Annotated in this window: 14 protein-coding genes and 1 pseudogene; 4 read left to right on the plus strand and 11 right to left on the minus strand. The window is 69.8% G+C overall.

Features of this window, described 5'->3' with window-relative positions; all coding sequences use genetic code 11:
* Nucleotides 1-22: 22 nt before the first annotated feature.
* Together AC07R7_RS20710 and AC07R7_RS20715 are read right to left on the minus strand one after the other, a co-directional pair.
* Nucleotides 23-1978, minus strand: coding sequence for an FTR1 family protein (locus AC07R7_RS20710; RefSeq protein ID WP_062093428.1), 1956 nt, complete (start codon nt 1976-1978; stop codon nt 23-25).
* Nucleotides 1979-2029: 51 nt separating this feature from the next.
* Complete coding sequence (locus AC07R7_RS20715; RefSeq protein ID WP_062093427.1) at nt 2030-2686, minus strand: cation efflux transmembrane domain-containing protein; 657 nt, start codon at nt 2684-2686, stop codon at nt 2030-2032.
* Between the two features lie 67 nt (nt 2687-2753).
* Here AC07R7_RS20715 and AC07R7_RS20720 point away from each other — a divergent pair, with 67 nt between their 5' ends.
* The 3 genes and pseudogenes from AC07R7_RS20720 (at nt 2754) to AC07R7_RS20730 (ending at nt 4871) form a co-directional block, all read left to right on the plus strand.
* Nucleotides 2754-3146 (plus strand): MerR family transcriptional regulator, encoded by a 393-nt coding sequence (locus AC07R7_RS20720; RefSeq protein WP_062093426.1) that lies wholly within the window; start codon nt 2754-2756, stop codon nt 3144-3146.
* A gap of 190 nt (nt 3147-3336) precedes the next feature.
* A pseudogene (locus tag AC07R7_RS20725) lies at nt 3337-3501 on the plus strand (JAB domain-containing protein); the annotation flags it as partial.
* Between the two features lie 119 nt (nt 3502-3620).
* The gene (locus AC07R7_RS20730) at nt 3621-4871 is read left to right on the plus strand and encodes a dipeptidase (RefSeq protein ID WP_494636431.1); all 1251 of its coding nucleotides are present in this window, start codon (nt 3621-3623) and stop codon (nt 4869-4871) included.
* A gap of 3 nt (nt 4872-4874) precedes the next feature.
* Here the strand turns inward: AC07R7_RS20730 and AC07R7_RS20735 are convergent, their stop codons facing one another.
* The 5 genes from AC07R7_RS20735 to AC07R7_RS20755 form a co-directional block, all read right to left on the minus strand.
* Complete coding sequence (locus AC07R7_RS20735) at nt 4875-5555, minus strand: periplasmic heavy metal sensor (RefSeq protein ID WP_494636432.1); 681 nt, start codon at nt 5553-5555, stop codon at nt 4875-4877.
* On the minus strand, nt 5552-5986 hold the full coding sequence (locus AC07R7_RS20740; RefSeq protein WP_494636433.1) for a hypothetical protein: 435 nt from the start codon (nt 5984-5986) through the stop codon (nt 5552-5554). Before AC07R7_RS20740 ends, AC07R7_RS20735 begins: the two co-directional genes overlap by 4 nt.
* Nucleotides 5987-5999: 13 nt before the next feature.
* A complete protein-coding gene (locus AC07R7_RS20745; protein WP_494636434.1) occupies nt 6000-6566 on the minus strand; it encodes an RNA polymerase sigma factor in 567 nt (188 codons plus the stop codon).
* 26 nt (nt 6567-6592) lie between these two features.
* Entirely contained in the window at nt 6593-7039 is a 447-nt protein-coding gene (locus tag AC07R7_RS20750) for an EF-hand domain-containing protein (protein WP_494636435.1), read from the minus strand.
* Nucleotides 7040-7271: 232 nt separating this feature from the next.
* The gene (locus AC07R7_RS20755; protein WP_494636436.1) at nt 7272-10166 is read right to left on the minus strand and encodes a bifunctional [glutamine synthetase] adenylyltransferase/[glutamine synthetase]-adenylyl-L-tyrosine phosphorylase; all 2895 of its coding nucleotides are present in this window, start codon (nt 10164-10166) and stop codon (nt 7272-7274) included.
* A 107-nt stretch (nt 10167-10273) separates the two neighbouring features.
* Here AC07R7_RS20755 and AC07R7_RS20760 point away from each other — a divergent pair, with 107 nt between their 5' ends.
* Nucleotides 10274-11164 (plus strand): M56 family metallopeptidase, encoded by an 891-nt coding sequence (locus AC07R7_RS20760; RefSeq protein WP_492885756.1) that lies wholly within the window; start codon nt 10274-10276, stop codon nt 11162-11164.
* Between the two features lie 40 nt (nt 11165-11204).
* Here AC07R7_RS20760 and AC07R7_RS20765 read toward each other — a convergent pair whose 3' ends face one another.
* Genes AC07R7_RS20765 through AC07R7_RS20780 form a run of 4 tightly spaced genes read right to left on the minus strand, consistent with a single transcriptional unit; the run spans nt 11205 to nt 14305 of the window.
* Nucleotides 11205-12341, minus strand: a complete 1137-nt coding sequence (locus AC07R7_RS20765) for a threonine aldolase family protein (RefSeq protein ID WP_494636437.1) — start codon at nt 12339-12341, stop codon at nt 11205-11207.
* A gap of 22 nt (nt 12342-12363) precedes the next feature.
* The gene (uczS, locus tag AC07R7_RS20770; protein ID WP_494636438.1) at nt 12364-13770 is read right to left on the minus strand and encodes a two-component system sensor histidine kinase UczS; all 1407 of its coding nucleotides are present in this window, start codon (nt 13768-13770) and stop codon (nt 12364-12366) included.
* Between the two features lie 3 nt (nt 13771-13773).
* The gene (locus tag AC07R7_RS20775; RefSeq protein WP_492839740.1) at nt 13774-14076 is read right to left on the minus strand and encodes a type II toxin-antitoxin system RelE/ParE family toxin; all 303 of its coding nucleotides are present in this window, start codon (nt 14074-14076) and stop codon (nt 13774-13776) included.
* Between the two features lie 13 nt (nt 14077-14089).
* On the minus strand, nt 14090-14305 hold the full coding sequence (locus tag AC07R7_RS20780; protein ID WP_492885762.1) for a hypothetical protein: 216 nt from the start codon (nt 14303-14305) through the stop codon (nt 14090-14092).
* Between the last annotated feature and the right edge of the window lie 26 nt (nt 14306-14331).

Consider the following 14331-nt stretch of genomic DNA (forward strand, 5'->3'; position numbering starts at 1 on the left):
GTTTGAAGTGGTCAGATGGCCCTTAGGCGGACCTCTTTGCCCCCATTTCGCCGGCTCTGTGCCGAGACCACCAGAATCCGCCGACCAGGATGGCCAGGGTGAGCGCCTGGGCGGCGACGCCTTCGATGGTCGGGAAGAAGCCCAGCAGTTCGATGCGCGGCAGAGCCAGCGGGTGCAGGTCCAAGAGGCCAGCCTCCTGCAGCGCGGCCACGCCCTTGCCGGCCAGGACGACCGCCAGGATCGCCATCAGGATGGCGCTGTATTCGAAAAACTTGCCGATCGGCAGGCGCTTGGAGAACCGCAGCATGGCCCAGGCGATGGCGGCCAGGACGACGACGGCGCAGCCGACGCCGGCCAGCACCGCCCCTGCCCCGCCCTGGGTCCACAGCGCCGTCAGGAACAGGATGGTCTCGAACACCTCGCGATAGACGACGATGAAGGCCAGCAGGAACAGGAACCACGCCGACGACTTGGAGAGCGCGTGGGATAGTTTCTCGCGGATATAGACCTGCCAAGCGTCGGCCTGGGCCTTGCCGTGCATCCAGAGTCCGACCGAGATCAGCACGGCGGCGGCGATCACCGAACCGAAGCCCTCGGTCAGCTCGCGGCTGGCCCCGCTGATCGAAATGAAGAAGGTCGCTGCGGCCCAGGTCAGACCACCAGCCGCCAGGGCTGCGATCCAGCCGCCGTGGACGTAGGGCAGCACGTCGGTTCGCTCGGCCTTGCGCAGGAAGGCGATCATGGCGACCACGATCAGCAGGGCTTCCAGGCCCTCGCGCAACAGGATGGTGAAGGCGCCGGCGAAGCTCGACAGGCTGTTGGCCTTTTCCGGGGCCAAGGCTCTGCCTGCGGCCGCGAACAGGGCGTCGAGCCGCTCGATCTGGCTCTTGACCTCGCTGGCCGGCGCGGCCTTACCGATCGCGCCGCGCACGTCGCCCATCGCCCCTTCGATCCGTCGCATCAGGGCCGGATCGCGCGCGCCCAGCGACGGCTCGACCGGCTCGAAGCCATCGAGATAGGCCGCGAGCGCGAGGTCGGCGGCGGCCTTGCGGTCGCCGGCCTCGTAGGCCTTGAGGCTTGCGGCGAGCTTCTGGCGGGCGACATCGAGCGAGCCGCCGCCGGTGCGGGTGACGACTTCGGGATGGCGTCGCAGATAGGCGGTCAGCGCTCGGGCCTTGGTCTCGCCGAGGGTGGTGGCCAGGGCGGCCGGCGTGGTCTGGGTCAAGGTCTGCAGGTCGGGGAAGCGGGCGCGGACGGCGGCGTCCTCGTTCCAGAGCTTTTCGCCGACGGCGGCCTCGGCGTCGCTGAAAGCGAAGCGCCCGACATAGAAGGCCAGGTCCCAGCGGTCGTCGGACGGCAGGTGGGCGTAGCTGGCCATGGCGGTGCCGTCGAGACCCTGCTGGATCACCTGGTAGAGGCCAAAGACGCTGCGCTGGCGCGCGCGGCCGGCGTCGGCGAAGGCGATCGGCGGCGGATCCAGGCCCGCGGCGTTGGGGCCGTCAGCCTTGCCGGTCTCGCCGTGGCAGGCCGCGCAGTTTTCCGCATAGAGCGCCGCGCCGCGCGCCAGGTCCGGCGCGCGCTTGGGGGCCAGGGGCGTGGGATAGGCGGCCAGGAGGTCGTTGGCCAGGGCATGGGCCTTGGCCGAGACCACGGCCGGCTCCTGCTTGGCGGCGATCGTGGCTTGCAGGCTTTGCGCCTTAGCCAGCAGGTCCGGCTGAGCCTTGGTGGCCGGCAGGCCGGCGATGCGCTCACGCACCTGGCCGGCGAACTCGTTCATCTCGGCATATTCGGACGGGCTGATGACCTTGCCGTCTTTCACCGCGCCCGCGTAGTCGACCGACAGATAGTCGAGCAGCCGCCAGGCGGTTTGCGAGGAACTGGCCTCCTGGGCATGGGCCATCGGCGCCGCCGTGAAGATCAGGACCGCCAGCAGCCCGCCAAGGATCGAGGCCAGACGCCCCTTGAGACCAGTAATCATTATCAATCCATGGGCGCAAAAAGGCGCGTGTGGCAAGAGCTTGAGCATATGTCAGGAAGTCGCGAGGTCGGCGCGGTGTTCGTCGCGAGCCTGGCGGATGATCTGGTAGGCCGAACTCAGGAAGACGCCGGCCAGGAGCACGCCGACGATCAGGTCAGGCCAGCGCGAACCGGTCAGCCAGACCAACCCGCCGGTAGCCGCCACGCCCAGGCATTGGATCAGATCGTTGCGCGTGCAGAGCCACACCGAACGGACATTGGCGTCGCCATCCCGATAGCGGACGAGCAAGGCGGCGGCGACGAGATTGGCCAGGGCGCCAAACAGCCCCAGGGCCGAGATCGCCTCGCCCGAGGGCGCCGCGCCGCTCCAGGCGCGCCAGGCGGCGAAGCCCGCGACCGACAGGGCGACCAGGCCCAGGCTGACGCCCTTGAACAGGGCCGCGCCGGTGCGGATGCCCACCGACTTGCCGATGGCCCATAGACTGATGGCGTAGGTGGCGCTGTCGGCCAGGAAGTCGAGCGCATTGGCCGACAACGACGCCGAGCCTTCGACCATGCCGCCGATCAGCACCACGACAAAGCCGACCAGGTTGATGGCGATCACCCAGGCCAGGGCGCGGCTATAGGCGGGCGTGGCGCCGTCGAACTTGACGTCGCTTCCGCAACCGCAGCCCGACGCGGCCGGTTTGCTGGAACAGGATTCGCTCATGAGGCCACCATGCATCCTCTAGCCACTAGAGGATCAAGGGCCTATCTGCAAAACTAAGGAGCACCTCATGACCCTTTCCATCGGCCTCTTGGCCAAGGCCGCCGACGTCAAGGTCCCGACCATCCGCTTCTATGAGGAGATCGGGCTGCTGCCGGAGCCCCGGCGAGCAGCCAATGATCGCCGGGTCTATGACGCGGACGCCGTCCGCCGCCTGGCCTTCATCCGCCACGCGCGCCAATTGGGCTTCTCGGTCGAGGCGATCCGCAATCTGCTGGATCTTTCCGACAATCCCGAGCGCCCCTGCGGCGAGGCCAACGCCCTGGCGGCGCGACAGCTCGACGATGTCGAGGCCAAGATCGCCCAGCTGGAGACCCTGCGCGGTGAACTGCAACGGATGGTGGCGGCGACCTGCGACGGACGGGCCGCCGACTGCCGGGTGATCGAGGCGCTGGCGGGCTAGGCGTCTCAGCGGGCGGTCATTCGTCGTCTTGCGCCGGGGATGATTGAATATGGACGCTCGTGTAAGATCATGTGCGCCCAACTACCGAGGCATAGGTCGGCATGGCAACATCCCCGATTGCCGCCCCCATCGGCGGCCGGATGGTGGAATTATCTTCAAAATATCCAATAACTTACCTAATTTACATCGGGTCCTGCACAACCACCCGTCCGGCGACCCGACGCCGTCGCGGCCGGACATCGACATGACCAAGCAGATCGTCGAGGCCGGCAAGGCCCTGAAGATCGCCGTCCACGACCATCTGGTGGTCGGCCGTGAAGGCGTGGCCAGCTTCAAGGCGCTGGGATTGATGTAGATCCGGATCAGGACATTAATTTCCGGACAGGACATGCAAGCTCGGCTTGACGCCCTCCGCCGAAACCGTGAGCGTCACGGCTCCTGTTTACGCCCCTGAAGTTGCTCCGGAGTCTTCGCATGCGTCGCCTGCTCACCGTTCTTCTCGGCTCGGCCGCCCTGCTGACCGGCGTCGCGCACGCCGCCGACGCCAAGAAGGCCCCGGAGAAGTCCGCCGACATCCCCAAGGCGATCAAGACGCTGCACGACGGCTTCCTGACCCTGGACACCCACCTGGACACGCCCGAACACTTCGCGCGTCAGGGCTGGTCGATGATCGACCGTCACGCCGTCACCGAGGACGGCACCCAGGTCGACCTTCCTCGCATGAAGGCCGGCGGCCTGGATGGCGGGTTCTTCGTCATCTACACCGGCCAGGGCGAACTGACGGCCGAGGGCTATCGCAAGGCCCGCGACTTCGCCCTGAACCGCGCGACCGAGATCCGCGAGATGGTCGCCGCCCATCCCGACCAGTTCGAACTGGCCTACACCGCCGAGGACGCCGCGCGGATCAACAAGGCCGGCAAGGTCTTCGTCTTCCAGAGCATCGAGAACTCCTGGCCAATCGGCGAGGACCTGACCTTGCTGCAGACTTTCTACGCCACCGGCGTGCGGATGGCCGGGCCGGTCCACTTCCGCAACAACCAGTTCGCCGACAGCTCGACCGATCCCAAGGGCAAGATCTGGCACGGCTATTCGCCGCTGGGCCTTCGCTGGCTGGCCGAGGCCAACCGCCTGGGCATCCTGGTGGATGTCAGCCACGCGTCGGACGACATCGTCGATCAGTCGGTGGCCCTGTCGAAGGCCCCGATCATCGCCTCGCACTCCGGCGCCAAGGCGATCTTCGACCATCCGCGAAACCTGGATGACGGTCGCATCAAGAAGATCGCCGACAGCGGCGGCGCGGTCTGCATCAACTCGGTCTATCTGAAGGCCTCGGAGCAACCGAGCCCGGAACTCATGGCCGCGCTGAAAGCCCTGGGTCCGATGGACGACGACGCCACCGAGGCCCAGGTCAAGGCCAGGATGGTCAAGATGGCGGCGCTCAAGGCCCAGTACACGTTCCCGCCGCGCGCCAATTTCGAGATCTTCATGGCCAGCATGCTGCACACCCTGAAGATCGCCGGACCCAAGGCCGTCTGCATCGGCGCCGACTGGGACGGCGGCGGCGGCGTCGAGGGCCTGGAGGACGTGGCCGACCTGCCCAAGATCACCGCCCGCCTGAAGGCCGAAGGCTATAGCGACGCCGACATCCAGGCGATCTGGAGCGGCAATGTGCTGCGGCTCATCGCCGGGGCGCAGGCCTACGCCAAGAGCGTGGCCGCCAAATAGGGTCTAGCGGGGCGGCCCCTCGAAGGCCGCCCTTCGCGCCGCCGCGGGCGTGTAGACCCGCGCCAGGCCCTCGGCCAGCACGGCCCGCTCCGGTGGGGTCAGGGTGGCGGCATAGCTGGCCAGGGCGGCCTCGACATTGCCGCGCGCCTGGAGATCGAGCGCGCGCGCCGCGCCCAGCCGCCTGGCCACCTCGGCGGCGTCGTAGCCGGGCGAGCCCAGGGCCGCCAGGGCCGCCTGCCGCTCGGCGCGGGCCTGCTGGGTCAGGGGCCTGTTCTTCTTGTTGGCCTCGCCCAGCGCCTTGCGGAACGCCCGCCGGCTGTCGGGCGAGAGCACGTCGCCGGCCGAGATCAGCGGCGGCCGGGCCTGGGCCGTCGGCGGCGGGCCCTCGACGGACGGCGCGGCGGCGACCGCGGGCAAGGCGGACGGGGTAGCGACCGGCGCGGCCGGCGGCTCCCTGGTCGCCGCGTGACGGGGCGGCTTCGACGGCGCCTCGGCCGGCGCGACCGGAGCGGCTGCCGGCGGGCTGGGCGGGGCGACGATGCGCGGAGCCGGCGCGGTCGCGACGGTCGGCGCGACCGGCGGCGCCGTCAGACGCGCATAGCCCATGCCGGCCAGCCCGCCGACCAGGAACACATTGACCACCGCCGAGGCGGCCAGAGCGATGATCCAGGGCCGCGACGTCATAGTTCGGAGGGCTCCGCGATGGCGTCCTGCAGGGCCGAGGAGGTGTCGACGGCCGTGATGACCGGCTGCTCGGCCACGATCGTCGGCGCGGCGGCCTCAGGGCGACCAACGGCCACGCCCACGGCGATCCCCGCGAAGGCGGCGGCCGACAGGCCCAGGGCCGCGCCCAGGCCGGCGATCCAACGGCGAGCGGTGTCGGGCGCTTGCGGCGCGGCGGCGACCAGCCGGCCCAGCAAGGCGGCGTCGGCGCTCTGGGCGGGCGCAAGATCCAGCAGGCGGTCCATCTGCGCGGCGGCGCTCAGCACCGGCGCCAGGCGCGCCGCGTTCACCGCCAGCAGGGCGCGCGCGGCTTCGCGTTCGCCTTCCGGCCAGCGGGCGATCTCGCCGCCATAGGCCTCGGCCAGCGCCTCGAACCTCTCGAGCGTCATCATGACCATGCGTCCTTCATCCCCCCGCCCCCGTACCGGCCAGGTCGGCCAGCGAAGCCTTCAGCGCCCGGCGACCTCTGGAGAGCAAGCTCTCCAGCGCCTCGACGCTGATCGCCATCAGTCCGGCGGCTTCGATATTGCCCAGCCCCTGGTGATGACAGAGCACGATCGCCTCGCGCTGACGCGCCGGCAAGGCCGCCAGCGCCGCTTCGACGCGCCTGGACAGGTCCGCGCCGATCAGACCCGCATCCGGCGCCGGACCGGTGTCGATCTGCTCCGGCGGCGTGTCCGTCGCGATCTCGCGCCGTCGCCGCAGCCGGTCGTAGCAGAGGTTCAGCGCCACCCGGTGCAGCCAGGTGTCGAACCTGGCCGCGCCCGGCTTCCAGGCCCGCGCCTGCTTCCAGGCGCGCAGGAAGGTCTCCTGGGCGACGTCCTCGGCCTCGCCCGAGTCGTTCAGCATGCGCCTGGCCAGGGCCAGGATGCGCGGCAGGCGTCGGTCCAGCAGCGTGCGAACGGCGGACGGGTCGCCCCGGCCCACCCCCGCCAGCAAGGCTTCGTCGGGGTCGTTCCCGTCGGACGCCAACCGTCACTCCGCCGCGCACGTCGCCATCAGACCCCGACCTTGGCCTTGCCGGGCTTGGCCTGCAATTCCTCCAGCGTCAGGACACCGTCATTGTTGGTGTCCATCCGCTTGAACCGCCAGGCCAGCATGGCGTCGGCCTCGGTTCGCGACAGGGCGCCATCCTTGTCGGTGTCGAAGCGGGCGAACAGGCGCTGGCCGCGCTTGCCGGCCTTGCCCGACGCCTTGGCGTCGACCTCGGCGTCCTGCTTGCGGAAGGCGGCGAACTCGTCGGGCGAGATCTTGCCATCCTTGTTGGCGTCCAGCCGCGCGAACAGCTTGTCGCCGTTCCTGGCCTGGAACTGCTGCAGGGTCATGCCGTCGGTAGCGGCGGGCGCGGCTTTCCCCGGCATGTTTTGGGCAGCCGCGTTCTGGGCCAAGGCGGGTCCGCCCAGCGCCAGCACGGCGCCGGCGGCGATCAGGGTGCGTACGATCATCAGTCTTAAGGTCTCCATGGAGGAAGGACCGTCCCGAAGAGTGAAACGCGTAACGATGGCGATTCCGTCGCCGCCTCATCCGAGAAATCGACGCTGAAAATCCTTGTCATCCCGGAAGCCTCGCAGAGGCTGTCCGGGACCCAGGGGCCAGGTCCCGAGCGGTTGCCCCTGGGTCCCGGCTCTTCCCCCGGCCTTCGCCGGGGTGCGGCCGGGATGACAAGCTGGGCGGCCTCTACCCCGGCGCCTTCACGATCGCGGAATAGGCCGCCCGGGCCTCGGCCTTGGCCTTGGCCAGCTTGGGTTTCAGCGACTTGAACTGGCCGACACGGCCGGCCTTGGCCATCAACGCCTTGAACGCCTTGGGCTCCGCTTCGGGGTCGCCGCCGTCCTCGAGGGCCACCTTGATCAGCTGCGAGAGGTCCTGTTCCAGCCGCCAGGCGGTCTCCAGCCGGGTCAGGGCGCCGGCGTCGGCGAGGCCGGCTTCGCGCAGGGCCGCCAGGGCCTCGCCGGTGTTCTGGCGCAGGGGGCCGCCCTTGGCCGCGTGGGCCAGCTGCAGGAACTGGGCGGCGAACTCGATGTCGACCAGCCCGCCGGGGACCAGCTTCAGGTCCCAATCGCCCTTGCCCGGCCGCTCGCGCTCCATCAGCTCGCGCATCTCGACGACGTCGGCGGCGGTCTTCTTCCAGTCGCGGGGCCGGCGCAGGGCCGCTTCGATGGCCCCCTCGGCCTGGGCCTTGAACGCCGGCGAGCTGGCCCAGACCACCCGGGCGCGGGTCAGGGCCAGCAGCTCCCAAGTCTCGGCCTCGCGCTCGTAATAGTCCTCGAACGCCGCGAAGCTGACCGCCACTGGCCCCTTGGCCCCGGACGGCCGCAGCTTCATGTCGACCGCGTACAGCGTCCCCTCGCCGGTGGGGGCCGACAGGGCCGCGATCATCCGTTGCGTGAAGCGGGCGTAGAACGTGTCGGCGCTCCATTCCTTCGTGGCGGAGTGGGCCGCTGGCCCATCGGCGACGTAGAGCGTCATCAGGTCGAGGTCGGACTTGGCCGTCATCTCGCGCGAGCCGGCCTTGCCCAGCGCCACCACCGCCACCTGGCCGGGGAAGGCGCCGCCCAGGCGCTCGGTCTCGGCCAGGGCCGCCGGGGCCAGGCCGCTGATGATCAGGTCGCCCAGCTCGGCGAAGGCCCGGCCGATGTCGCGGGCGTCGGCGCTGCCGCTCATCACCCGCACGCCGATGCGGAAGCTCTGGTCGCGGAACAGCCGCCGCGCCGCGTCCATCGCGCCTTCGAAGTCGGCCGGGTCCCAGGGCGCGACAGCGGGGGGCTCGATCGGGCCAAAGAAGGCCGGATCCAGCAGGGCGTCCAGAGCCGTGGGTCGCCGGGCCAGGGTCGTGGCCAGGCGCGGGGCGAAGGCCATGACCTCGACGATCAGCTCGAACAGGCGCGGCTGGGCCAGGAAGAGCGACTGGATCTGCACGCCCGAACTCAAGGACGCGAAGAAGTCGGCGAAGCGGTTGAAGGCCTGGTCCGGCGCGCCGGTGGCGTTGGCCGCGTCGAGCAGACGCGGAGCCAGGCGGGTGAACAGCTCGCGGCCCCGCTCGGTGCGGGTGGCGGCGATGTGGCCGTGGTGCCAGCCGCGGATGGTGGCGGCGACGCGCTCGGGACTGGAGAAGCCCATGCGCTTGAGCGTGGCCAGGGTCTCGGGATCGTCCTCGACGCCGGTGAAGACGAGGGAGCCGAACCGCGATGACAGCTCCTCTTCCCCCGCGAACAGGCGGCCGTAGCGCTGGTTGACGCCCTTGAGGATCTTGCCGACCGCCGCGTCGAAGCTGCGCAGATTGTCCTGGCCCCACAGGGCGGCGACCTTCTTGCGGTCGTTATCGGACTCCGGAAGCTTGTGGGTCTGGTCGTCGGCGATCATCTGGGCGCGGTGCTCCAGGGCCCGCAGGTCCTGATAGGCCTTGGACAGCCAGCCGGCGTCCTCCAGGCTCACATGACCGGCGGTCGCCAGCGCCAGCAACGCGTCGAGGGTGCGCGGCCCGCGCAGGTCCGGCTGGCGGCCGCCCAGGATCAGCTGCTGGGTCTGGACGAAGAACTCGATCTCGCGGATGCCGCCGCGCCCCAGCTTCAGGTCCGCGCCCTTGGCGGTCAGGCGGTCGTCGACCTTGTAGGTGTGGATCTGGCGCTTGATCGAGTGGATGTCGGCGATGGCCGCGAAGTCCAGGTTCCGCCGCCAGATGAAGGGCTGCAGGCCTTCCAGGAACGCCGCGCCCTCCTTGAGGTCGCCCGCCGCGATCCGGGCCTTGATGTGCGCGGCGCGCTCCCAGTTCTGGCCGACGCTCTCGTAGTAGTCCATGGCCGCGTCGACCGGGATGGCCGGCGGGGTCGAGGACGGATCGGGACGCAGGCGCAGATCGATGCGGAAGACATAGCCGTCGGCGGTCCGCTCCTGCAGCACCCGGCCCAGGTGGTTGGCGATCCGCACCGCCACGGCCTGCGGCTCGACGCCTTCGGCCACCTGCAGCTTCTCGGGCGCGTAGAAGATCGAGAAGTCGATGTCGCTGGAATAGTTCAGCTCGAACGCGCCGTGCTTGCCCATGGCGATGCAGAACAGGCCCGGCGCGGGACCGTCCTCGCCCTCGCCGACGTGGGTAAGCGCGCCGCGATCGACCTCCTGACGGACGGCCTGGGCCAGGGCGGCCTTCAAGGTGGCGTCGGCGAAGCGGGTCAGGGCGCCGGTCACCTGGTCCAGGTCCCAGACCCCGCCCAGGTCGCACAGGGCCGTCAGCAGATGCAAGTCGGCCTTCAGCTCGCGCAGAACCCGCCGCGCGGTCTCGAAGTCCGGCTCGGCGGCGACGGCTTCGGCGGCGGCCAGGGTGGCGGCCAGGGTCTCCGCCGGATCGCCGTCCAGGATCATCGGCAGGCGCTTGCCGTCCCGCCGGGCCAGGCTGGCCAGATAGGGCGAGGCGCCGAACACCGGCGCCAGAGCGTCCCAGGCCGCGTCGACGCCGGCCATGGCCTCGCCGGCGCGCTTGGCGATCATCTCATGGGCCCGCTCGGCGGCCTTGGCGTCGAGGATCGGGCCGCAGGGGACGAGGCGTTCACCGAGCGCGTTGGGCAAGCGAGTCATGCCGGCACCGTGACCCGCCGCAGGCCTTCAAACAAGACTCGCCCTTGACGTTCGAAATTACAGTTGTAACCATTCAACCCGAGGAAACGGCAGGAACCGCTCCGACAATGATCGAGCTCTTCGCCCTCGCCCTGGTCCGGGCCCAGATCGCCGCCGCCGCCGCCGTGCTGCTGGTCGTGATGCTGCGCCCGTCCGCGCGCCAGCTGTTCGGACCGCGCCGCGCCTACGGCCTGTGGGCCATCGTGCCGGCCGCCGCGGCCGCCGCCTTCTTCCCCAGCCTGGCCGAAACCATGGAGATCGGCGATCCGGCCCGTCCGTGGGGCGCCTGGGCCGGCAAGCTCGTCCTGCTGTGGTTGGCCGGCTGCGTGGTCGCCACGGCGGTGCTGGTTGTCCGCGAGCGCCTGTTCCACCGCCGCGTCGACAAGGGCCAGGTCGGCCCGGCGGTCGTCGGGGCCCTGTGGCCGCGCATCGTGCTGCCGTCCGACTTCGCCGAGCGCTTCGACGCCCGCGAGCGCGAGATGATCACGCTGCACGAGCGCACCCACATCAATCGCGGCGATCCGATGGCCAACCTGGTCGTCGCCGTGATCGGCGTGCTGGGCTGGTGCAACCCGATGATCTATCTGGCGTCGGGCCTGGTGCGCATCGACCAGGAGCTGGCCTGCGACGCCACCGTCGTGGCCCTGCGCTCCGACATCCGCGCCGACTACGCCAAGGCGCTGATGAAGGTCCAGATGAACGCGGCCGTCTCGCCCCTGGCCTGCGGCTGGGCCACCCATCCGCTGATCCTGCGCGTGTCGCTGCTGAATCGCCGGGAGCCCAGCCTGACGCGGGACATCGCCGGTTTCCTCACGATGACGTTCCTGGCGATCACAGCCATGGTCATCGTCTGGAGCGTGGCTCCGCGAGGGCCTAACCCCGGCGACTTGCGGCTCGGCATGGCCGCGCAGATCGATCCCTATACCGGCGCGATCGTCTGGGTGAAGGCAGACCGCTGACCCATCGGCCAAGTCCGAAGGGCGCGATCAGGTCCGCCCCCTAGCCCAGGAACAGCTTCACATAGTCGTCGGCCGGCCGGCGGTTGATCGTGTCGTTGATCCAGAAGTCGACCACGCCGTCCTTGTCGGGCCTCGGCAGCCGTACGCCGGCCACGCGCATCCGATCGAACAGGCCCTCGGCGACCTTGGGCTTCACGACCAGCTGGCGGATGTTCGAGGCGTTCGGCGCGGGCTTCGGCTTGGCCGCGCCGGCCTTGTCCAGCGCGGCGAACACCTGGTCGGCCGTGGCGAAGGCGGCCTTCTGGCGGGCCTGGAAGTCGTCCAGCGCCGCCAGGGCCAGCACCGCGCTCTCCCAGCCCTGATAGATCGCGCCGCCGAACTGATGGCGCAGGGCGCGGGCCTTGGCGATGTCGGCCTTGGAACCGGCCAGCACCGCCCCGAACGGCGCGTCCAGATACTTGTAGAGCGAGACATAGACGGTATCGAACAGCGCCGCCGCGCCGGCCACGTCATAGCTGGGCGGGGCCAGCAGCAGCCGCGCGCCGTCCAGGTGCAGTCGGATACTCTTGGACCTGGCGTAGGCGGCGATGTCGCGCAGGGCCGACACCTCCAGCAGCTCCCCATGGACGCGGCGGACCGGGCTCTCCAGCGAGATCGCGCCGATCCTCAGGGGGTAAGGTCCGTTCTCGGCCTCGTCGACGGCGGCCTTGATCTCGTCCAGCGTCGGCCCGGCGCGGCCTGGGGCCAGGTTGACCAGGTTCAGCCCGGAGAGCAGCTGGGTGGCGTCGCTCTCGTCGCGATAGAGATGGCTCTCGTGCTGGACGATGACTCGCGTGGCGTCGCCGGCCAGGATGCGCACGGCCACGTGATTGGCCAGGGTGCCGGTGGGCAGGAAGGCGCAGTCCTCCTTGCCCAGCATCGCCGCGAACCGCGCCTCCAGTTCGGCTACCGCGCCGCCGGACAGGTAGCTGTCGCGCGGCTTGCCCTTCTGGACCAGCTCAGCCAGGCGGGTGGCGGTGCGCACGGGATCGGGCGGGGCGCTGTCGCCGACCAGCCAGACGCTCCTGGCGTCGACGGGCGGGAACGGGGGTGGCGGGGCTTGCGTCTGGGCCAGCGCCACGGACGGCGCGACGACGGCGCCGAGCAGTGATCCAGCCAGAAACTGTCGACGGTCCATCAAGCCCTCCTCAAGCCAAAAACTACTCCACCCGCGGCAGCACCAGGGCCACCCGGAGGCCCGGGCCCGTGCCGTTGTACTCGCCCGGCCCTTCCGACAGCTCCAGCCGTCCGCCGTGCGAGGCCGCGACGGCCTGGACCAGCGACAGCCCCAGACCCGCGCCGGGCTCGCTGCGGCTGTTCTCCAGGCGCACGAAGCGCTGGACCACGCGGGCGCGGTCGCTCTCGGGCACGCCCGGCCCCGTGTCGGTGACCGAGAACTCCAGTTCGCCGGACGAGGTGCGCCGCGCGCGCAGCATGATCGCCCCGCCCTCCGGTGTATATTTGATGGCGTTGTCGAGCAGGTTCGCCAGCGCCTGGGCCAGGAACTCGCGGTTGCCCTTGATGGTCAGGGCCGGGACGATCTCGGCCTTGAAGTCCAGGCCCTTGTCCTCGCACGAGAACGCGTAGAGCTCGGCCATGTCGCTGGCCAGTTCCGAGGCGTCGAAAATGCGCTGGTCCGGGGCCGAGCCGGCGGCTTGCAGACGGGCGATGGCCAGCACCGCGTTGAAGGTCTTCAGCACGCCGTCGGCGTCCTGCAGCGCCGTCTCCAGCGCCGCCACCGGATCGCCCTTGCCGTTCTCGGCGTCGATCAGGGCGACCTCCATGCGGGCGCGCAGCCGGGTGAGCGGCGAGCGCAGGTCGTGGGCGATGGCGTCGCCGGCGTGGCGCAGGCCGCCCATCAGGCGTTCGATCCGGTCGAGCATGTCGTTCAGGCCCTCGGCCAGTTCGTCATACTCGTCGCGCGTGCCGCGCACCCGGGCGCGGGCGTGCAGGTCGCCGGCCCGCACGTCGTTGACCACGTCCACCAGCCCCTGCATCGAGCGGCTGACATTGCGGCTGATCAGGATGCCCCCGGCCATGCCCAGCAGGATGACCAGCGCCCCGGCGCCCCACAGCGCCCGGACGATCTTGCGGACATAGGCTTCGGAGGCGTCGACATCGGCGCCGACGAACAGGATCTCGCCATGGTCCAGCCGCTGCTGCACCCCGCGCGCGGCCGCCTTGACCTCGGCCCCGTCCAGGTCGGTCTCGGTGACCTTGAAGCTGGCCCACTGCGGGCCGTCGCCGGTGAAGTCGCTGACCGGCGACTCCTCGATCGAGCCCGAGATGCGCTTGCCGTTCTTGTCGGCCAGGAAATAGAGGAACGGCTTCTCGCCCGTCGCCCGCTCGACGATGGTCTGGTTCAGGGCGTCGACGCCGCCCTGGCGATAGGCCGCCTCCAGGCTCTCGAACTCGCGACTGATCTCGGCCTGGGCCCGGCGGTTCACCTCGCCCGCCGTGGCCACGTAGATGTAGCCCAGGAAGGCGCTGGCGGCCGCCGCGAACAGGGCCAGGAACAGCAGTGTCAGCCGGAACGGCGTGGTGCGGAGAAGGCGCGGCAGACGCATGAGTTAGGACTTTCCGCGCAAGATGGCGCGAAGGTTTCGGCGGCCATCAACCACTCGCAGAATCGCGACGTCAGGGCCCTTGAGGCGGTAGAGCACCAACCAGGGCGATGCAGACCAAATCCTCAAGCCCTGTCTCAATTCTGGTTGCTCCCGACCCAAGTTCGGAAAATCGCCCAAGCGTTCGAGCGCGCTTTCGATACGGTCCACTTGTTCCGTTGCGACCGCCGCGCCGTTGTTTCGAGAGATTTCGCGAAAGATAGCCATAAGGTCGCCATTGACGGCCTTCGCTCTCAGAACACGCCCCACCCCAGCCCCTCGACTAGTGCTCGTCGCGGAGCTTCAGGGTTCCTTCGGCGATGATCTCGGCGAAACCGCGATTGTCGAACTCTCCGCGCTCGATCTCTTCCCAGGCTTCCTCAATGAGAACCGTAAGCGCCTCGCGGTTACGGTTGATCCAAGCGTCCACGCCAGCGTCGGACATCGAAGTCTCGAACGCATCTTGCGGCGGCGTGACAGGCTTAGTCAGCTTGTTCATGGTCTGATCCTACCACGCCGCCCTCG

This window comes from Caulobacter sp. GW821-FHT05F04 (assembly GCF_059419665.1).